Origin of the sequence: Nonomuraea sp. NPDC051191 (assembly GCF_044455665.1) — a bacterium.
GTDB lineage: Bacteria > Actinomycetota > Actinomycetes > Streptosporangiales > Streptosporangiaceae > Nonomuraea.
The window spans coordinates 264,119-283,941 of record NZ_JBITEZ010000006.1 but is presented as its reverse complement, the minus strand read 5'-3'; the positions used below and the strand labels follow the sequence as shown (position 1 = coordinate 283,941).

The window sequence follows — 19,823 nt, the reverse complement described above, 5'->3', positions numbered from 1 at the left end:
GGTCGCCGTGGGGATGCATGCTGCTCGAAATCGAACGGAGCGCGGCCTTCCGGGAATCGCGTCCCTGCCGCGAGAACGGCGGCTCGCCCGCCTCGCTCTCATTCTGCTCGTGGTCATGTTGCCGGCCTTCCTGGGATATTCGACGATGCCCGCGCTCGCGGAGGTGTCGCCGGTGCGCCTGCCTCTTCCCGCGTCGCCTTCGGACGGGGCCTCGACCCACGCGCCCGTGCAGCAGACGGGTACGGCCAAGGATCTGCCGCACCTGGTCGACACTGCTGCGACGAGGGCAAGAGCCAAGGCCGGTCGCGGGGGCGCGGGCGATGACGGGCGTGTCCCGGGGGCGCTGCCGGTAGACGTCCCGCACACGATGAAGCAGCCGGACGTCGCGGGGCTGAAGACGCCTCCGCCACCTCCAGGGAATCCGGCGGGGAAGGGCGAGGACGCGGCGGGGGGATCGGCGGGGCCGCAGGGCCCGGCCTTCGGCAGGGCCGCGACCATCACGCGGGGTGCGGGCAGGACGGCGGCCGCACGGGCGGCGGCCGAGCCGGTCGTGGATTCCTGGTGGGCATATCCCGTCATGGAGAGCGAGTCGTCGACCTGGACCTTCCCGACCGTGACCCCCACCTTCGAGGGGCAGATCAACGATCCTGCGGGCCGGTACGGCTCGCTGGTGGTGGAGGTCGAGCACGACCCGTCGGTTCCCGCCCAGGGCAGCGGGCTGATCTGGTCGGCCACGGGGACGCCCACGTCGGCCTCGACCTCGTTCTCGTCGGTCGCCATGCCTGCCGGGAAGGTGCAGGACGGCTGGCTCGTCCGGATGCGGGTACGCGCGGTCACCACGGGAGGCTCGCCCGTGGCCGGTCCGTGGTCGGGCTGGCAGGCCGGAAAGGTGGAGACCCACAAGCCGTTCGTGGAGTCGTGGTGGGCCGGGCCGCTCATGGAGGGTGAGTCGTCCGACTGGACGTTCTCCAGTGTGACCCCCACCTTCGAGGGCCGGATCGCGGATCCTGCGGGTCGCTACGGCTCGCTGGTGGTGGAGGTCGAGCACGATCCGTCGGTCCCCGCCCAGGGCAGCGGGCTGATCTGGTCGGGCACGGGACCGGTGACGTCGGCCACGTCGTCGTACTCGGCGGTCTCGATGCCGGCCGGGAAGATGCGGGACGGTTGGCGCGTCCGGATACGGGTGCGGGCCGTCATCCCGGGCGCCACACCCGTCACGGGAGCGTGGTCGGCCTGGCAGGCCGGAAAGGTGGACACCCACAAGCCGCTGGTGGAGTCGTGGTGGGCCGGGCCGCTCATGGAGGGAGAGTCGTCCGACTGGACGTTCTCCAACCTCACGCCGCAGTTCGAGGGCCGGATCACGGACGCCGAGAGCCGCTACGGCTCGCTGGTGGTGGAGGTCGAGCACGATCCGTCCGCCGCCGGGCAGGGCAGCGGGTTGATCTGGTCCGGCACGGGCACGGTGACGTCGGCCACGTCCGCGTACTCGTCGGTCACCGTTCCGGCGGGGAAGCTGAAGGACGGCTGGCACGTCCGGATGCGGGTGCGGGCGGTGATCCCGGGTGCCACGCCGGTGACAGGGCCGTGGTCGGGATGGCAGGCCGGAAAGGTGGACACCCACAAGCCGCTGGTGGAGTCGTGGTGGGCCGGGCCGCTCATGGAGGGCGAGGCGTCGACCTGGGCCTTCTCCTCCCTGACGCCGCGGTTCGAGGGCCGCATCACGGACGCCGAGGGCCGCAACGGCTCGCTGGTGGTGGAGGTCGAGCACGACCCGTCGGTCCCCGCCCAGGGCAGCGGACAGATCTGGTCCGGCACGGGCACGGTGACGTCGTCCTCGTCCCCGTACTCGTCGGTCACCGTGCCGGCGGGGAAGCTGCAGGACGGCTGGCACGTCCGGATGCGGGTGCGCGCGGTGACCTCGGGCAGCTCTCCCGTCACAGGACCATGGTCGGCCTGGCGGACCGGGCGGGTCGACACCACCAAGCCGGTGGTGGAGTCGTGGTGGGCCGGGCCGCTCATGGAGGGCGAGGCGTCGACCTGGACCTTCTCCTCCCTGACGCCGCAGTTCGAGGGCCGGGTCACGGATCCGTCGGGCCGGTACGGCGCGCTCGCGGTCGAGGTCGAGCACGACCCGTCGGTTCCCGCCCAGGGCAGCGGGCAGATCTGGGCGGCGACCGGATCGGTGACGTCGGCCACGTCGGCGTACTCGACGGCGACCGTCCCGGCCGGGAAGCTACGTGACGGCTGGCTCGTCCGCATGCGGGTGCGGGCGGTGATCCCGGGCACCACGCCGATCACCGGCCCCTGGTCCGAATGGCGGCTGGGCAGGGTCGACACCACCAAGCCGATCGTCGAGAGCTGGTGGGGCTCCCCCGCGTCCGAGAGCACCCTGTGGTCCTTCTCGTCGGCCACACCCACCTTCGAGGGCCGGATCACGGATCCGTCGGATCGGTACGGCGCGCTGGCGGTCGAGGTCGAGCACGACCCGTCGGTCTCCGCCCAGGGCAGCGGGCTGATCTGGTCCGGCACCGGGCCGGTGACGTCGTCCTCGTCCGCGTACTCGGCGGTCACCGTGCCGGCCGGGAAACTGCAGGACGGCTGGTTCGTCCGGATGCGGGTGCGGGCGGTGATCCCGGGCACCACGCCGATCACCGGCCCCTGGTCCGAATGGCAGTTCGGCATGATCGAGGTGGGCAGGCCCGCCGGGGCGGGCCTCGGCGCGATGCCCGCCACCCAGGGCACGGGCACCTGGACGCTGTCCTCGCTCACCCCCTGGCTCTACATGAAGGTCACCACCTCGAACGGCGCCGCCTCCTCCTTGGGGACGGAGATCGAGCACGATCCGGCCGTCCCCGCGCAGGGCACCGGGCTGATCTACGCCGGCAAGGACACGACGTCCTACCCGTCCGGCTCCAACGCCTGGCTCCAGGTGCCCGCCGGCAAGCTGCGCGACGGATGGCGGGTGCGCTGGCGGGTGCGCGGCGTCCCCACGTCCGGGACGGCCGGCGCCTGGTCGGCCTGGCAGTACGCGAGCGTGGACCTGAAGAAGCCGTCGGCCGCCGCCCCGGGCATGACGCCGGGCACGTCCGGCGCCGGTCAGTGGACACTGCCCTCACTGACTCCGTCGGTGTACGCGACCGTCACCGACCCCGAGAGCCGCGCGTCCTTCCTGGGCGTGGAGATCGAGCATGATCCCTCGGCTCCGGCGCAGGGCTCCGGGCTGATCTACAGCGGCAGGGGAAGCGCGTCCTCGGCGTCCGGCCGTACCGCGTGGCTCCAGGTGCCCGCCGGCAAGCTGCGCGACGGATGGCGGGTGCGCTGGCGGGTGCGCGGCGAGACCACCACGGGCGTCGCCGGCCCCTGGATCGAGTGGCAGACGGCGCGGGTCGACCTGACCAAGCCGTCTGCCGAGGCGCCCGGCCTGGACCCCGCCACCCGCGGCACCGCCTCCTGGACCACGCAGTCCCTGACCCCGTCCGTGTACGCCAAGGTCACCGACGCCGAGAACCGCGCGATGAACCTGGGCGTCGAGATCGAGCACGACCCCGCCGTGCCTGAGCAGGGCAAGGGCTCCATCTATGCGGCAACCGGTACCACTCCGGCCGCCTCCGGCAGGGAGGCCTGGTTGAGCGTGCCGTCGGACAAGCTGCGGGACGGCTGGCTGGTCCGCTGGCGGGTGCGCGCGGTCACCACGTCCGGAGTCGGCGGGCCGTGGTCGGAATGGCAGTCCGCGAAGATCAACGCGCTGCCGTTCGAGACCTTCTCGCCGGCCAACAACACCCGTGTCGGCACGCTCACTCCCACCCTGTCGGCTCATGCGCGTCCGGCCGACCCGGCGACGGAGGTGACGTACTGGTTCCAGGTCTGCGCGGGCAAGCAACCGACCTGGTCCTGGTGCGAGACATCGCCGGACTGGGGCAAGTCGGGCGCCTGGACGGTGCCAGGCGACAAATTGAAGTGGGGACAGACGTATTGGTGGCAGGCCAAGGCGATGGGCGGCGGTACCACCGTGACGTCCTCCTGGCGGGCCTTCGTCCCCGTTCCTGAGCAGGGGAGCATCAACGCGTCCCTGGGGGAGGGGAGCGACGGGCTCGCCTTCGACCACTCGACCGGCAACTACACCACTGCGGCGATCGACGCATCGGTAACCGTGGTGGGGCCGCCACTGTCGGTGGCGCGCACGTACAACAGTCTGGACCTCCGGCCCGATTCCGCCTTCGGCGTCGGCTGGTCCACCCGCTGGGACATGCGGGTCGAGCCCGAGCCGAAGACCTCGACCGTGCTGATCACCTATCCCGGCGGGGAGCAGCACCGCTTCGCCGTCCGGAAGGGCGAAACCCCGCGCACTCCCGCGGAGGCCACCTACGCGTCGCCGCCCGGGGTGTTCGCGACCCTCGCCGACGTGACCGGGGGCGGCTGGCGGCTGATGGACAAGTCGGCCACCTCCTACTGGTTCGACGCGGCCGGGCGGCTCACCAAGGTCACCGACAACCGGAACCACACCCAGGAGCTGACCTACGGAGCCGACGGCAAGCTCGCCAAGGCCACCGCCACCGGCGGCAGGTCGCTCACCTTCACCTGGACCGGCGCCCATGTCACCGCCGTCTCCACCGATCCGGTCGGCGGCGCGCCGCTCACCTGGACCTACGCCTACGACGGCGACAAGCTCGTCAAGGTCTGCCCGCCGAGCACGACGACGGCGTGCTCCGTCTACAGCTACGGTGACGCCTCCCGCTACCGCAGCGCCGTGCTCGACACCGGCCCCGAGGGCTACTGGCGGCTGAACGAGACCGGAACCGCCAACGGCACGAAGATCGACAGCGCGACGCCCTGGCAGCCGGAGCCGGGCGAGGAGGCCAAGCTCACCGGCACGACGCCCGACGTGGTCGCGGCCGTGCCAGGCGCCCTCACCGGCTCGCCCGACACCGCCATGCGCTTCAAGGGCACCGCGACCTCGTCGTACGTGGCCCTGCCCCAGTCCGCCGTCAACGGCCAAGGCGGCAACGTGGCCGTCGAGGCGTGGTTCAGGACCACGGGGTCCGGGACGATCCTCGGCTACCAGAACTCCACCGACACCCCCAGCGCCTTCACCCCCGTGCTGTACGTCGGCACGGACGGCAAGCTCCGCGGCCAGTTCTACACGAAGGCCGCCACGCCGATCACCTCCGCCGTCTCGGTCAAGGACGGCAACTGGCACCACGTGGTCCTGTCCGGCGCGGAAGACACACAGACCCTCTTCCTGGACGGCCAGGCCGTCGGCACCCTCGCCGGTGAGATCGAGCACTACAACCAGTACGAGACCCGCATCGGCTCCGGCTACGGCTCCTCCGCCTGGCCCGCCACCACGGGAACCACCGCGGTCTTCCCGTTCGCCGGTGACATCGACGAGGTCGCCGTCTACGGCAAGCCGCTGGGTGCCCAGGTCGTCAAGACCCACTACGCGGCGCGCTCGCCGCAGCCGCAGCTCGTCAAGTCGGTCACCGCGGCGGGCCGTACGGAGGCGGAGAACGTCTACGCGGCCGACGGCGGGCGGCTGACGCAGCACACCGACGCCAACGGCGGAACCTGGAAGCTGTCGGCCCCGGTCTACAGCAGGGAGACCAACGTCCTCGTCTTCGCCACCACCACGGTGACGGACCCGCACGACAAGACGCTGACCTTCGTGGACGACGCCCTGCGCGGCAACCGGCCGATCTCCAAGGCCGACCAGCTCGGCCAGACCAGCCGGTTCACCTACGACGTCGGCGGCTATCCGGCGAAGATCTTCGACCCCAACGGGAACGTCGTGGAGACGGCGTTCGACAGCCGCGGGAACCTGCTGTCGAAGAAGACGTGCCGGACCGCCACCAACTGTGCCACTGAGTACCACGGCTACTACCTGAACATCGACAACCCCTTCGACCCGCGCAACGACCTTGAGAACGCCCGTCGGGACGCGCGGTCGTCCGCGCCGGCGGACGAGACGTACCAGACCTCGTGGGTCTTCAACTCCTTCGGCGAGCAGATCAAGCAGATGATCCCTGCCACCTCGGACTTCCCGCAGGGGCGTACGACGGTGAAGACCTACAGCGACGGGACCGAGCCCGCCGAAGGAGGCGGGCTCACCCCGGCGGGCCTGCTGAAGTCGGCCAAGGACCACAAGGGCAACGAGACCACTTACACCTACACCGCGGCGGGCGACCTGGCGGTCCAGACCAGCCCCGGAGGACTGGCCAAGAAGTACGAGCACGACGCGCTGGGCCGCGCGGTCACGGTGAGCGAGATTTCGCAGGCGTTCCCCGACGGGGTCAAGACGAACGTCGTCTACGATGCGCTGGGCAGGGTCACCTCCCGTACCGGCACCGGGGTGAAGAACGTCGTCACCGGAGTGACGCACACCTCGCTGTGGACCGGAACGTACGACGCGGACGGCCTGCCTTTGACCGAGTCGCTGGCGGACGTCACCGGCGGCGACCGCACTCGCGCCACTGCCTACACCTACGACGTCTACGGCCGCGTGGAGACCGCGACCGGCCCGGAGGGCGGGGTCCAGCGCTTCGCCTACGACCACAAGGGCCAGAAAATCAGCTTCACCGACGAGCGCGGCACGACCTTCGCCTACGGATACACGCCGCGCGGAGAATGGGCCACGACCACCCTCAAGGGCTGGACCGGTAGCCCGGTCACCCCTCAACAGGCGGCAGACCTGGTCATGACCTCCAACGCCTACGACCCGGCCGGGCGGATGGCGTCGCAGACCGACGCGTTGGGCCGCACCACCGCCTACACCTACTACGACGACAACATGCCCGCGGAGAAGATCGCCAAGAATGTCAGGCTGAACGGCTCCACAGCCCCTCGTGACGTCGTGCTGGAGTCCAGAACCTACGACGCCGCCGGCAACCTGACGAGCCAGACCAGCGACGGGGGAACGCTACAGGTCGACGCGACCTTCGACGCGGCCGGACGGCTCGTCTCCCAGACGGTCGATCCGGCGCGGCTGAACCGGGTCACCGCCATGACCTACGACGCCAACGACAACGTGACCAAGATCAGCATGACCGCCGCAGGCAGCGGCCGCACGGAGGTCAGCGAGTACGCCTACAACGAGGCGAACCGGCCGATCCGGCAGGTCGTCCACAACGGCGGTCAAGATCTCGTGACCAGCTTCACCGTGGACGACCGCGGCCTGGTCACCTCGACGACCGATCCGCGCGGCAACGCGCCCGGCGCTGACCCCGCAGCCTTCACGACCACCCTTTCCTACGATGAGGCGGGTCAGGTCGCACAGGTTCAGCTGCCGTCCATCACGATCGAACGCGCCGGCGCCCCCACGGCCACCATGAGGCCGTCGGCCAAGATGGGTTACAACACCTTCGGCGACAAGACGCACCAGGTCGACGCGGAAGGCCGCGCCACAACCTCGGCGTTCGACCGGGCCGGACGCGTCGTCGAGCAGGTGTTCCCCGCTTACACCCCGCCAGGGGGCCAGCCGCTCACCCCCAAGGAGAGTGCCGCGTACGACGCCGCGGGTCAGTTGATCACCTCGACGGATCGCCGCGGCCAGACGACCACGGCGGTGTACGACGGGCTCGGCCGCAAGGTGCAGGTCACCGCGCCCAAGGCGGGTACGGCCCCGGCCGGCGTGTGGACCTACGGCTTCGACCTGCTGGGGGAGGCACTCTGGACGGTCGATCCCACCGGGGCCCGGTCCGAGTCGACCTACGATGACCTGGGCCGGCAGATCACCTTGACCACGATCGAGCGCAAGCCGTCGCAGGCGGTATACGTCACGAGGATGGAGTACGACGACGCCGACCGTGTGACCAGGACGACACGGCCGACGGGCGACGCGAGCACTCGTGCCTATGACGCGACCGGCGCCCTCGTCAGCGAAACCGACGCGCTGGGCAACACCACCACGTTCGCGTACGACCTGGCCGGGCGCACCACCAGGACCACCGACCCGCTGGGCCGCTCAAGCACTGCCAGTTACGACCTGGCGGGCAGGAAGACCCAGATCCAAGAGGTGGACGCCGACGGCAGCGTGCTGCGGACCAGGAGAGCCGACTACGACCTGGCCGGCAATCCGATCAGTCAGACCTCTGCCGAAGGCCATACCGCCACCCAGGTGTTCGACGGCGCGAACCGGCTGATCGAGCGTCAGGAGCCGATCTCGGCCACCGAGAAGATCACCACGAGCTTCGGCTACGACGCCGTTGGTCGTCCGACGCGCTCCACCGACGGCCGAGGCAACGCCACCTTCACCACCTACAACAGCCTTGGCCTGGCGGAAGCGGTCATCGAGCCCAGCACCGCGGCCCATCCTGACGTGTCCGACCGCACCTGGACCACCGCCTACGACGCGGCCGGCAACCCCGTGACCAGCCTCGTTCCCGGCGGAGTGCGCGTAGACCGCGTGTTCGACGAGCTCAACAGGCTGACCAAGCAGTCCGGCACCGGCGCCGAGGTCGCCACCGAGGACAAGACGTTCGGCTACGATCAGGCCGGCAGGATGGTGGCGGCGAACGGTCTGAGCTTCACGCTCAACGATCGCGGCCTGCTGCTCAAGGCGGCGGGAACGGGCGGCGACCTGAACGCCTTTGCCTACGACGCCGACAACAGGCTCGCCCAGCGCGTCGACGTCACCGGAACCACCAGCTTCACCTGGGACGACGCCGATCGGCTGACCCAGACGGTGGACCCCGTCAGCGCCTCCTCCATCGATTACGTCTACGACAAGGCCTCGCGCCTGACGTCGATGGCCTACGGCGCCTCGGGGGCCCGCCGCTCCTACGCCTACGACGGTCTGAACCGGCTGACCAAGGACGAGCTCACGACTTCGTCGGGTGGCGCCATCGCCTCGATCGAGTACGGCTACGACCTGGACGACAACCTCGTCGCCAAGACCACCAGCGGTACGGCGGGAGCCGGGACCAACACCTACACCTACGACTGGGCCAACCGGCTCACCTCGTGGACCGCCCCGGACGGCAAGAAGACCGACTACGGCTGGGACGCGGCCGGCAACCGGACCAAGGCCGGCGACAAGACCTACACCTACGACGAGCGAAACCGCCTGACGTCGGGAGACGGCCACTCCTACACCTACACGGCGCGCGGCACCCTGGCCGAGGACTCAGCCGGAATCGTGCGCTTGACCAAGTTCGACGCCTTCGACCGGCTTGTGCAGGACGACGGCGTCACGTACCACTACGACGGCCTGGATCGGGTCGAAACCCGCACTCAAGGGCAGCAGACCACTCGCCACGTCTACGACGGCCTGTCCGACAACCTCGTGTGCGTGACGGATGCCGCCAATGTCGTGCGAGCGGCCTTCGGCCGGGACGCGCTGGGCCGCACGCTGGGCATCAGCGACGGCGCGGGCGCCCAGCTCGCCTTCTCCGACCTGCGCGGCGACCTCGTCGGGGCGTTCAAGGCGGACGGCACCTCCCTTATCGATTCGGTCGCCTACGACCCCTTCGGTGAGGTCATCACCCGAACCGGCAACGCCCACGCCCTCGGCTACCAAGGCGCCTACACCGACCCGGACTCCGGCAAGATCAACATGGCCGCTCGCTGGTACCAACCCAGTACGGGCAGCTTCGTCTCGGGTGACACGCTGAGTCAGAACGCGGACCCCAGCGTCCAGCTCAACCGTTACGCCTACGCCAACGACAACCCCCTCACCAACATCGACCCTGACGGCCACAAGGCTCTGAGCAAGGTCATGGGCAAGCTCGCCAGCATGGTCAAGAACATGTTGTGGAACAAGTCCGGAGGCCTGAGCATCGCCACGTCGGCGGGCGGCGCCACGATGAAGGCGCTGAGCTGCCCCCAGGGCGGCAAGAAGAGCAAGGATCCCATCTGCAAGGACGCGGCGAAGGAATACACGAGCTGCACCAAGGAGAATAAGGGCAAGACCGCTAAGAACATCTGCCAGGACATGAAGGACGACTACGTCGACTGCCGCAACGAGCGCCGTGCCGGAAACTACAAGGGAAGCGCCAAGATCTGCGGGTCCTTCGCCGACGAATATGTCACCTGCCGGAAGGGCAGCGACTACGAGTCGCGCAAGAGTGACGACGTCTGCTCCGGGGCGGGACGTGAGGTTCGCCGCTGCATGTTCGGAGCCGAGAACGGTTCGCGTCCCGGATACGGCCAGGGGGTCGGCGGTTGCGAGAACGTGCGTTTCGACTATTACTCGTGCCGTGCCGACAAGAGAGGCGACGATCCAGGATGCAGCACCATGTCGGAGGTCGTCTTCCGCTGCAAGAAGCACACCAACGTCAAGTGTGACGATGTTGACGACAAGTTCCTGTCTTGTTACAAGCGTGGCCGCGGGATGTCGGCGAACGAATGCGCTTTCGGAGTGAACGTGCTGTTCCACTGCCGGGACAGCGTGAACCAGAAGGTCCTCTCCGAAAAGGGGATCTGCGGCAAGACCTATAACTCGTTCCTTGAGGACTGCAAGGATCTCAAGGGGCTCAGAGGCAGTAACTGCACGCAAGGAGAAAGCTGGCAGGACGTCTCCTACGCCATCTGCGAGAACGGCAAGGGCGGCGGCGTGTGTGTCACCTACCTGAGCGACGACGACAAGGGGACCCTGGAGAAGGGCGGAGAGCTGCCGATGGTCATCATCAGCTCCGGGCTCGACATCTGCGCGGCCGTCATGGGCGTCGAACAGCCGCTCGTCGCCGCGGGCTGCGGGGTGGTGAAGGCGGTGATCGACATCATCAACGGAGTGCTCAAAGATATGCAGGACAATGCGATCGCCGCTGCCAGCAGCGGGAGCAGGTCGCACGGCGAGGGCTCCGGTATCGCCGTCATCACCAAGACGAGCAACTGTAAGTTCAGCAAATACGCGACCGTGTGCAAGCCTGAGTACGCGCACATCATAGACACCAAATATGCGCCGCTGTGAGCCGGAACGACGAAGTTGACGGAGAGCAGATGACGGATGATCCGGCCGAGGCCAGGCGCAGTTCACCCCGCTCCGGCCGTCGTCTCGCCATGGTGCTTGCTCTCTGCCTGGTTCTCGGCGTGGGGGCCGGCGGATTCGCCTGGAAGCGCGAGCATGACAAGGCGTCGAGCCAGGAACGTCTGGCCGTGGCCCGCCTGCTCGCGCTCCATGCCGCTGAACTGCGCGACACGGATCCGGTCAAGGCACGGAAACTCGGGGCGGCCGCCGTCGCACTCCATGCCGACGAGCAGACCCGTGCCGGGCTGACGGACACCCTGCTCATGTGGCGGCGCGCACATCTGGCGGAGCCCACCCCCACCGGTGTTCAGGCCATGGCCCTGAGCACCGACGGGCGGATCGCTCTCACAAAGGGCACGGACGGCGTGAGCGTGTTCGACCTTCGCACCTGGCTGGATCTGGACATCACCGAGAAGGCGGATCGGCTCGCCGTGCTGAAAGGGCTTGAGGAGGTGACCGCGGTGGCGTTGTCGGCCGACGGGCGGACGGCGCTGATCGGCGGTGATGACGGCTCCGCGATCGTCTGGGATCTCACCGACCCGGCCCGTCCCGTCCGCGGGACCACCCTCGAGGGCAGGGCGAAGGGCGGGGCGGCACGTAAGATCGCGCTGTCCGGTGACGGTCGCACCGCGCTGGTCGCCGACGATGACGGCGACCTGCTCGTGTGGAATCTGGCCGATCGATCCCGCCCGGTCCGGTCCTCGGTCATCGAGGCCGGCCATGACGGCGTCCAGGATCTGGCGTTGAGCGGTGACGGCCGCACGGCCGTCACCGTCGGGGAACGGGGTTCGACGGTCGTCTGGAATCTGGCGGACCCCAAGCATCCCGTCAGGTCAGCCGACCCTGCCTTTCCCGGCAGTCTCACGGAGGCGCTGGGGATGAGCGGGGACGGCCGGATCGCTCTGGTCGCCGGCGCCGAACGGGTGAGAGCGTGGTATCTGCACAATCCCGCCGATCCTGGAGAGACCGGTGGCATGGATGTTCCGGACGTCACCCAGATCGCCCTGACGCCCGACGGGCGGAGAGCCCTCCTCGGCACCAGCCTCGGCGACGGGTTCCTGTGGGACCTCTCCCGCCCGGCGCGGCCCGTCCGGCTCGCCGCGCTGAAGGGGAACACGGAGGACGTCAACGCCGTCGCGCTCAGCGCGGACAGCCGGGTCGCCCTCATGGCCGACCCCTACCGCGGGATCTTCCTCTGGGACCTCCACGACCTGGACCGCGTCATGGCGGATCCCCTGGGAGCGATGTGTTCGCAGGCCGGTGGCGGGGACCCTCTCACCAGGGAGGAGTGGACGAGGTTCGCGGGAGACGCGGACTGGACACGCTACGGCGGCGACGCCTCCGGCGTCCTGTCCGTCTGCTCCATGCGCTGACGACCCCATGCGCCGACGAACGCCGCGCTCGCGCTCCACCACAGCGGGCTCAGCGGGACGGACGCCCTTCCGAAGGTTCGCCCGGGTCAGCGGTCAGGCCGTACGGTCCGGGGTGGGGTCCGGAGCGACCTCCGGGTGGGCGGTGACGCGGCGGCGGACGGCCAGGCCGAACAGGGCGACCAGCAGGCCGCACGCGCCCGACAGCGCGAAGGGCGCCGCGGGACGCCACAGGTCGTAGAGCCAGCCGCCGACGCCGGAGATGACGAAGATGCCGATCGCGCCGCAGAGCGTCTGGACGCCGAAGCTGGACCCCCGGTAGCGGGCCGGCACCTGCTGGGCCAGCAGCGGGCCCGCCGTGGTGATGACGCCGATCTCGCCCAGGCCGATGGCGGCCGCCACCAGCATCATGCCCGGCCCGAGCGGGTCGCTGACCAGCAGCGTCGACAGGTACGCGGCCGCGGCCAGCGTCTGGGCCAGGATCACCACGTCCTGCCGGCGCATCCGGTCGCCGAGCCAGCCGAACAGCGGCGCGCCCACCACGATCACCATGTACGCGATGCCCACGATCGCGCCGCTCTTGGCCAGGGCCTCGGTGGCGGACATGCCGCGCACGGCCTTGGCGTAGTCGACGATCCACAACGACAGGAAGCTCGCCACCAGCGCCAGGTCGGCCCTGGCCACGAAGGACGCCGCGTACGACAGCGCCACGCCGGGATCGCGGGCCAGCCGCACGCCCTCGCCGACCAGCCGCGCCAGCCCGACGCGCTGCTCGACGGGCGCGGCCGGGCCGGCCGCGAGCGTGCCGCGCAGGGCCAGCGCGCCCAGCAGCACCAGGCCGGCGACCACCAGGAAGCCCACCCGTGCCGCCGTGGCCGCTTCCATGCCGCCGTTCTCCAGCATGTTCGGCAGGCGTACCAGCACCAGCACCGCGATCACCGCGCCGATGCCGCTGAACAGGCCGAGCCAGCCGTAGGCCTTGCCGCGCGCGTGGTCGCGCACGTAGTCGGCGGTGATCGCGGACATGGTGACGTTCAGGGCGGCGATCCCGAGGGCGAAGACGACCCGCAGCGCGACCAGGACGACGACGTTGCCCGCGAACGGGTAGAGCGCCGCGCCGACCGCGCACAGCAGCAGCCCCGCCACGGCGACGGGCCGCCGGCCGATGCGGTCGGCGAGCGCGCCGTACCAGACCAGGCTCAGGATGAGCGCCGCCTCGGCGGCGATCTGCAGGTAGCCGGTGGTGCGGCCGAGCTCGTCGCCGGACAGCCCCAGCGCGTCGGTGAGCAGGTACGGCTGGGCGGCCGGCAGGAACGTGATGACCGCCGTGCCGAGGAGCCCGAGCCCCATGCATGCCCAGAGGTTGGTCCTGCTGATGCCCGTCGAGGCGTCGAGACCTAACATGGCAGAGATCATCCCAACGTCAGCCCTAGATCGTCTAGGTTTGGGGCATGATGAGTGACCGAGTCCCGCCGGGCGTCAGCGCCGCGGTGCCCAACGTGGCGCGGATGTACGACTACTACCTCGGCGGGAAGGACAACTTCGCGTCCGACCGGGACGCCGCGGAGAAGGTGCTGTCGATCATCCCCGAGATCAGGGGCGACGCGCGCAACAGCCGGGCCTTCCTGCAGCGCGCCGTGCGCCACCTGCGGCAGGAGGGCGTCGACCAGTTCCTCGACATCGGGTCGGGGCTGCCGACCGCCGGCCACGTGCACGAGGTGGTCGAGGGCGCGAAGATCGTCTACGTGGACAACGACTCGGTCGTGCTGACCCACTCCCGTGCCCTGCTCGGCCGTTCGCCGGACGTCACCGTCCAGGAGGGCGACCTGCGGCGGCCGGAGGCCGTCATGGAGCGGGCGGCCGAGGTGCTGGACTTCTCCCGGCCGATCGCGCTGCTCGTGGTCTCGCTGCTGCACTTCGTCACCGACGACGAGGACCCGGTCGGCATCGTCCACCGTTACCGCGACCTGCTGCCGGCGGGCAGCCACATCGTGCTGACGCACGTCGCCCCGGACACCATGCCGAGCAAGGCCGACGACGTCAGCGCCGTCTACCGGAACGCGACCTCGCCGTTCACGGCCCGCAGGCGGTCGGTGTTCGCCTCCCTCCTGGACGGCTTCGACCTCCTGGAGCCGGGCATCGTCAACACCCGCGAGTGGCGTCCCGACCCGGACACGGACCCGTCCCCGATCCACGGCGACTACCACCTGTGCGCGGTGGGCCGCAAGCAGTCCTGATCCGCGCGCTTTCGAACCCGTTTCGAACATGTGATCTAAAAACCGTGGGCTTCCGCCGTCGGTCGTGCTTACGATCTCGGTGATCGCCGGCCGTGCGGAGCGGCCGGCTCCACCGGACGGGAGAGATGTCCTTGAGGCGTGCGATGATCGCGTCAGTCGCCGGGTTGAGCCTGCTGGGTTCCGTTGTCGTGGCGGGCCCCGCGCGGGCGGCCACCGTCGCGACGGTCCCGCTGGCCCCGGTCGTGGAGCAGGCCAGGGAGGTGGCCCGGTTCTGGCTCGCCGACGGGGCCGCCAACCTGCGGAACGCCACGCCGTACACCGTTCTGACCGTGGCCGCCGGTGAACGCCTGTCCACCGGGGTCGTTCCCGACGGGCCGCCGGTCAGCATCTCCCCGATCGGGCCGGAGGACCCGCCAGGGGACGGAGCCGTGACGTCCGGCAAGGTGTTCTTCATCGGCAGCGACAACCAGCCCCACTGGTGCACCGGCACTTCGGTGCAGTCGAACTACCGCAATCTCGTCGCCACCGCGGGCCACTGCGTGTTCGACGTCGAGGCACCGATGGGCGCGCTCGGCAAGTGGGTCTTCGTCCCGGCGTACTCCGACGGCGCGACCCCGTTCGGCCTGTACGTCGGCAAGCAGGGCATCTCCCACTACGACTTCGACGACATCCGCGACTTCGACCGGGACTACGCCTTCGCCACCGTCCACAGCGGCGTCGTCCTGTCCGCCCCGGACGTGCTGACCCACGTCGGACGCCTGGGCGACCGGGTCGGCGGCATGGGGCTGGCGGTCAACCAGCCGCTCCCGCCCGTCGCCGACGTCTTCGGCTACCCCGCCGGGGTCCATCCCGACGGCACCGGCCCGTACACGGGCGGGACCCTCGAACGTTCGACCGGGCCGACGTTCGCCGTGCGGACCACCAGGCCGCCGCGCATGGACCGGCCCATCGGGGTGGACTCGCCGTTCACGGGCGACGGCTCGCTGGGGTCGGCGTGGGTGAGCGGGTACGACGAGGAGACCCGCGCGGGCTACCTGACCGGCCTCACGATCGGCGTCGCCGACACCGACGGTGACGAACGGTACGACACCGGCGTCTCCCCGTACTTCGACAGCGCCCTGTTCCAGGTCTACCGGGACGCGGCCAACCGCTGGACCGGTGCCATCACCACCATGTCCGGCTGATCCGGACGTCCCGGCAGGGGGCGTACCCCCTGTCGGGGCGGCCGTGCGAGGATCGGGCTCCGTTCTGTGAAGGTCATGGTGAGTGGAGGCGACGCGTGCTGAACGAGCGGGAGCGGACGCGGGGTGGCCGGGTGGGGTTACGGCCGAGGCTGGTGGCGGCGGGCTGGGACTATCTGGTGATCGTCGCCTGGCTGGTCCTGCTGGCCGTGGTGTTCGTCCCGCTGCGCCTGGCGGGGGCGGCGGTGTTCGACGGGCTCGGCGTGGTGGGCACCGATGTGCTGATCACCGCCCTGTCCGTGCTGCCTGTGCTGACGTACCTGACCCTGGGGGAGGCGGGGCGGCGGCAGGCGACGTGGGGCAAGCGGCGGGCGGGGCTCGTCGTGGTCCTGGCCGGTGGCGGGCGGCCCGGTGCGGCGCGGATCGTGGCGCGCGGCCTGGTCAAGCTGCTGCCGTGGCAGTGCGCCCACATGGCGGTGTCCCGGCTGGCCCGTGACCAGGAGTCGGCCGTCGCCATGCCTCTGCTGGTCGCGGCGTACGCGCTGGCCGGGGCCACGATCGTGCTGGTGCTGGCCCGCCGCGACCGGGCCGCCCTGCACGACCTCGTGACGGCCACCCGGGTCGTCAGGACGCGGCCGGGGGAGGCCGCCGGTCAGAACCGGTAGCGCAGGACGCGCGCGCCCTGCCGCGACAGGGCCGTGCTGAGGGCGGTGAGCCGGGTGAGCGCGCGAAGCGGCTGCGGGAACCCGGCGACCTCCGGCGCGCGGACGAGGAGCTGCTCCTCGGCCAGTTCGAGACCGGCTCCCCAGGACTCCGGCTCGCGGGGGTCGTCGAAGCCCTGGGCCGCCTTGACGCCGAGCGCCTTGATGCTCGGGTGGTACTTCATGGCCCAGGCGGCGAAGCGGGTGTAGCCGTTGATCGCGAGCTCGCCCGAGGGGAAATGACGGGTCAGGTCGCGGGCCATCGCCGCGAAGGAGTCGCCGGGCATGAACGGCAGCAGCCCCTCGGCGACGATCATCGCCGGCCGGTCGCCGGGGACGTCCGCGAGCCGGCCGGACGAGGTGAGATCGGCTCCCACCAGGTGCGAACCGCCCGGCAGGCACTCGGCTCGCAGGGCCACCACCTCGGGGAAGTCGACGTCGTACCAGTCGACGCCCGGCGGGGGATCGCACCGCCACATCCTGGTGTCCAGGCCGCAGCCCAGGTCGATCACCACGCAACCGGGACGGGCGGCGACGAAGGCGCGGACGGCGTCGTCGAGCTTCTTCGCGCGCAGCGCGGTGGTGGCGACCAGGTCGGGCTTGACCTTCAGCCTGCCGAAGTCGTAGTCGATGCGGGCGGCCAGCTCGGCCGAGAGCCGGTCGCCCAGGATCGCGCCGGGCGACCCGGCGTCCAGGGCTCTGGCGTGGAGGGTGAGCAGCAGCGTTTCCTGGATCAGCCCGAGTTCGGGGCGCAGGAGGTGCACGGGAGTTCCTAACGGCGTGGCGGATGGCGGGCTGCGAGATCCTGCAGCCACGTCAGGGAGTCGTGGGCGGCCCTGATGCGCTCGGCGCGGTGACCCTCGCCGCCGACGAGGCCGATCCCTTCGCCGGCGATCTCGCCGAAGGCGCTCAGGCTGTCGAGCTTGCGCTGGACGACCTTCTGCCAGGCGTCGTCCTCGATGCGGTAGTAGGAGGTGCGGTCGGCGGGCCTGCGGACCTTCGCAACCAGGCCGATGGCGGTGAGGAAGCGCATGTTCGAGGTGAGCGAGGCGCGGCTGGCCCGGATCGCCTCGGCGATCTGGCCGGCGGACTGCTCGGCGGGGTCGCAGATCATGAGCCAGCCGAGGATGCGCCCGGTGATGGGGGGCAACCCCCACTCCTCGACGCAGAAGGCGGTCACCCGCTCCACCCATCGGAGCAGCCGGTCCTGCTGTTCCTCGGCGCTCATGGGCCCCTCCGGTCCGTGTTGCCAGTTGTTTCAACTCTGACTGAAACAACTAGCAATGTCAACGCCGAGGATCACGTAGGGAGGCTCATGCCTCCGGCAGGGACGGGTCGGGCGTCCAGGGGGCGGGGGCGGTGATGGACCAGCGTTCGTGGTCGCGCCAGGCGCCGTCGATGTAGAGGTAGGCGGCCGACAGCCCTTCGTAGCGGAAGCCCAGCCGCCGGGCCAGCGCCAGGGACGCCTCGTTCCCCGGCTGGATGTTGGCCTCCAGGCGGTGGAGCCGCAGGTCGGTGAAGGCGTGCCGAAGGGTGAGGGTGAGCCCTTCCGTCATGTACCCCCGCCCCGCGGACGGCGCGAAGGCCGCGTAGCCGACGGACGCGCCCTGGTAGCGGCCCCGGATGATCGAGTTGATGTTCACCGTTCCCGCGACGGCTCCGGTCTCCCGGACGCGGATCAGGAAGCCCAGGTTGAGGCCGTCGTCGAAGCGGTGCATCCAGGCACGGAACCCCTCCGCGGTCGAGGGCAGCTGCATCCATGGCAGATGCAGCGCGGCGCTGGCCCGGACGAGCGAGCAGAATTCGTCCTGGTCGGAGAGGGTGAGCGGGCGCAGTTCGACCCGCGATGGCATTTCGGACATGCGGTCAACACTAGGGGCTGTGGGGGAGATCCCGGCCGGTCAGGCGGAGGTGCTGCTGCCCGTGGTGGTCCAGGCCCGGTGGGCCGTCTCGCGGATCTCCTCGTCGGCGGTCTGCTCCACCCGGGACATCGCCGCGCGCAGGATGGGCGGGGTCATCAGCGAGGTGACGATCGCGACCAGCACCACCAGCGTGTACGCCTCCACGCTCAGGATGCCCAGCCGCAGGCCGACCATGGCGACCACGACCTCGATCACGCCGCGCGCGTTGAGCCCGGCGCCCAGGGCCAGGGCCTCCCAGCGGTTGAGCCGGCTCAGCCGGGCGCCGGCGTACGCGCCGACGAACTTGCCGACGATCGCGACGGCCAGCACCGCGAGCCCGGCCAGCAGCACCGGCAGGCGGGTCAGCGCGGTCAGGTCCATCCGCAGCCCGGCGGTGGCGAAGAAGACGGGGGCGACGCCGTACAGCGTCACCGTGCGCAGCGGCGCCAGCCGGGCCGGGTCCACCCGGCCCGCGCTGCCGATCAGCATGCCCATCACGAACGCGCCGAAGACCGACTCCAGGCCGAGCGCGTGCGTCCCGGCCGAGGCCAGGACGACGAGCACGATCGCCGTCCCGACCGTCGGGCCCGCCTCCGGCGACCTGGCCGCCAGCCGCATCGCGCCGCGCACCAGCGGACGCCCGACGGTCAGGGCCAGCACGACGATGGCCACGAGGTAGGCCAGCGAGGTGAGCACGGTGCCCGTGGTGACCGCGTTGACGGCCATGGCGCTGACGATCGAGAGCATGAACCAGCCGAACGCGTCGTCGATCATTCCGGCGGTGAGGGTGAGCTGGCCGATGTTGCGGTGCAGCAGCCGCATGTCGATCAGCGTCTTGGCCAGCACGGGGATCGCGCTCACGCACATCGCCACGCCCATGAACAGCGCGAACACCGTCATGTCGGTGCCGTTGGGGACGATGGCCCTGGGCAGCAGGAACCCGGTGGCGATGCCGAGCCCGAGCGGGATGATCAGGCCGCCCGCGCTGATCCCGGCCGCGGTGGCCGCCCGCCGGCGAACCAGGTTCAGGTCCATGTGGATGCCGGTCAGCCCGACCAGCAGCAGCACGCCGATCTGCCCGACGGCGTCCAGGAGGTGGAACTGGCCGGGGTCGGCGGGGAAGAGCCAGCGCTGGAGGTCCGGCGCGACGTGCGCCAGGATCGACGGCCCGAGCAGCACGCCGGCGAACAGCTCGCCCACCACGGCGGGCAGCCGGAACCGGGCCGCCAGCGACCCGAGTCCCAGGGCGAGCGCGAGCATCACTGCGATCTGAAGCAGAAACACGAGCATGCTGTGCGCGCCTATGGGGGCAATGGGCGTCTGCATGAATATCCCCTGGGGTCGATCCGGTTCCCGAGCCTGGACATTCAGCTAAAAACACCCGGCGCAGCCGCCGCAACGGACCCGTCCGGATGCGGCACTCTCTGAGAAGGCGCCCCTCGAAGATGCGCAATCTCGGATAAACCGGACGGG

At 70.3% G+C, this 19,823-nt stretch carries 10 protein-coding genes; 5 read left to right on the top strand and 5 right to left on the bottom strand.

What is annotated here, in order from left to right; translation table 11 throughout:
* Positions 1-115: 115 nt before the first annotated feature.
* On the top strand, positions 116-10,903 hold the full coding sequence (locus ACIA8R_RS19265; protein ID WP_397039824.1) for an RHS repeat-associated core domain-containing protein: 10,788 nt from the start codon (positions 116-118) through the stop codon (positions 10,901-10,903).
* Between the two features lie 29 nt (positions 10,904-10,932).
* On the top strand, positions 10,933-12,333 hold the full coding sequence (locus ACIA8R_RS19260; RefSeq protein ID WP_397039523.1) for a WD40 repeat domain-containing protein: 1,401 nt from the start codon (positions 10,933-10,935) through the stop codon (positions 12,331-12,333).
* 93 nt (positions 12,334-12,426) lie between these two features.
* Here ACIA8R_RS19260 and ACIA8R_RS19255 read toward each other — a convergent pair whose 3' ends face one another.
* Positions 12,427-13,734: an MFS transporter gene (locus ACIA8R_RS19255; RefSeq protein ID WP_364087804.1), complete on the bottom strand. Its 1,308-nt coding sequence runs from the start codon at positions 13,732-13,734 to the stop codon at positions 12,427-12,429.
* A gap of 47 nt (positions 13,735-13,781) precedes the next feature.
* Between ACIA8R_RS19255 and ACIA8R_RS19250 the strand changes: the two genes are divergently transcribed.
* The 3 genes from ACIA8R_RS19250 (at position 13,782) to ACIA8R_RS19240 (ending at position 16,413) form a co-directional block, all read left to right on the top strand.
* Complete coding sequence (locus ACIA8R_RS19250; RefSeq protein ID WP_357696892.1) at positions 13,782-14,567, top strand: SAM-dependent methyltransferase; 786 nt, start codon at positions 13,782-13,784, stop codon at positions 14,565-14,567.
* A gap of 143 nt (positions 14,568-14,710) precedes the next feature.
* Complete coding sequence (locus ACIA8R_RS19245; RefSeq protein ID WP_397039521.1) at positions 14,711-15,751, top strand: trypsin-like serine peptidase; 1,041 nt, start codon at positions 14,711-14,713, stop codon at positions 15,749-15,751.
* A 95-nt stretch (positions 15,752-15,846) separates the two neighbouring features.
* Entirely contained in the window at positions 15,847-16,413 is a 567-nt protein-coding gene (locus ACIA8R_RS19240; RefSeq protein ID WP_364087799.1) for an RDD family protein, read from the top strand.
* Here the strand turns inward: ACIA8R_RS19240 and ACIA8R_RS19235 are convergent.
* The 4 genes from ACIA8R_RS19235 to ACIA8R_RS19220 all read right to left on the bottom strand — a co-directional run bounded on the left by ACIA8R_RS19235 (position 16,401) and on the right by ACIA8R_RS19220 (position 19,640).
* The gene (locus ACIA8R_RS19235) at positions 16,401-17,213 is read right to left on the bottom strand and encodes a class I SAM-dependent methyltransferase (RefSeq protein WP_397039519.1); all 813 of its coding nucleotides are present in this window, start codon (positions 17,211-17,213) and stop codon (positions 16,401-16,403) included. The genes ACIA8R_RS19240 and ACIA8R_RS19235 overlap by 13 nt on opposite strands.
* Before the next feature lie 8 nt (positions 17,214-17,221).
* The gene (locus ACIA8R_RS19230; protein ID WP_364087795.1) at positions 17,222-17,677 is read right to left on the bottom strand and encodes a transcriptional regulator; all 456 of its coding nucleotides are present in this window, start codon (positions 17,675-17,677) and stop codon (positions 17,222-17,224) included.
* A gap of 85 nt (positions 17,678-17,762) precedes the next feature.
* Complete coding sequence (locus tag ACIA8R_RS19225) at positions 17,763-18,311, bottom strand: GNAT family protein (protein ID WP_357696902.1); 549 nt, start codon at positions 18,309-18,311, stop codon at positions 17,763-17,765.
* A gap of 39 nt (positions 18,312-18,350) precedes the next feature.
* On the bottom strand, positions 18,351-19,640 hold the full coding sequence (locus ACIA8R_RS19220) for a cation:proton antiporter (RefSeq protein WP_397039517.1): 1,290 nt from the start codon (positions 19,638-19,640) through the stop codon (positions 18,351-18,353).
* Positions 19,641-19,823: the final 183 nt, after the last annotated feature.

What these genes read in the sequence shown, in the direction of transcription:
- ACIA8R_RS19250 (WP_357696892.1), top strand. Translation starts at nt 13,782, where the DNA reads ATGATGAGTGACCGAGTCCCGCCGGGCGTCAGCGCCGCGGTGCCCAAC.
- ACIA8R_RS19225 (WP_357696902.1), bottom strand. Translation starts at nt 18,311, where the DNA reads ATGTCCGAAATGCCATCGCGGGTCGAACTGCGCCCGCTCACCCTCTCC.
- ACIA8R_RS19245 (WP_397039521.1), top strand. Translation starts at nt 14,711, where the DNA reads ATGATCGCGTCAGTCGCCGGGTTGAGCCTGCTGGGTTCCGTTGTCGTG.
- ACIA8R_RS19255 (WP_364087804.1), bottom strand. Translation starts at nt 13,734, where the DNA reads ATGTTAGGTCTCGACGCCTCGACGGGCATCAGCAGGACCAACCTCTGG.
- ACIA8R_RS19220 (WP_397039517.1), bottom strand. Translation starts at nt 19,640, where the DNA reads ATGCTCGTGTTTCTGCTTCAGATCGCAGTGATGCTCGCGCTCGCCCTG.
- ACIA8R_RS19265 (WP_397039824.1), top strand. Translation starts at nt 116, where the DNA reads ATGTTGCCGGCCTTCCTGGGATATTCGACGATGCCCGCGCTCGCGGAG.
- ACIA8R_RS19260 (WP_397039523.1), top strand. Translation starts at nt 10,933, where the DNA reads ATGACGGATGATCCGGCCGAGGCCAGGCGCAGTTCACCCCGCTCCGGC.
- ACIA8R_RS19230 (WP_364087795.1), bottom strand. Translation starts at nt 17,677, where the DNA reads ATGAGCGCCGAGGAACAGCAGGACCGGCTGCTCCGATGGGTGGAGCGG.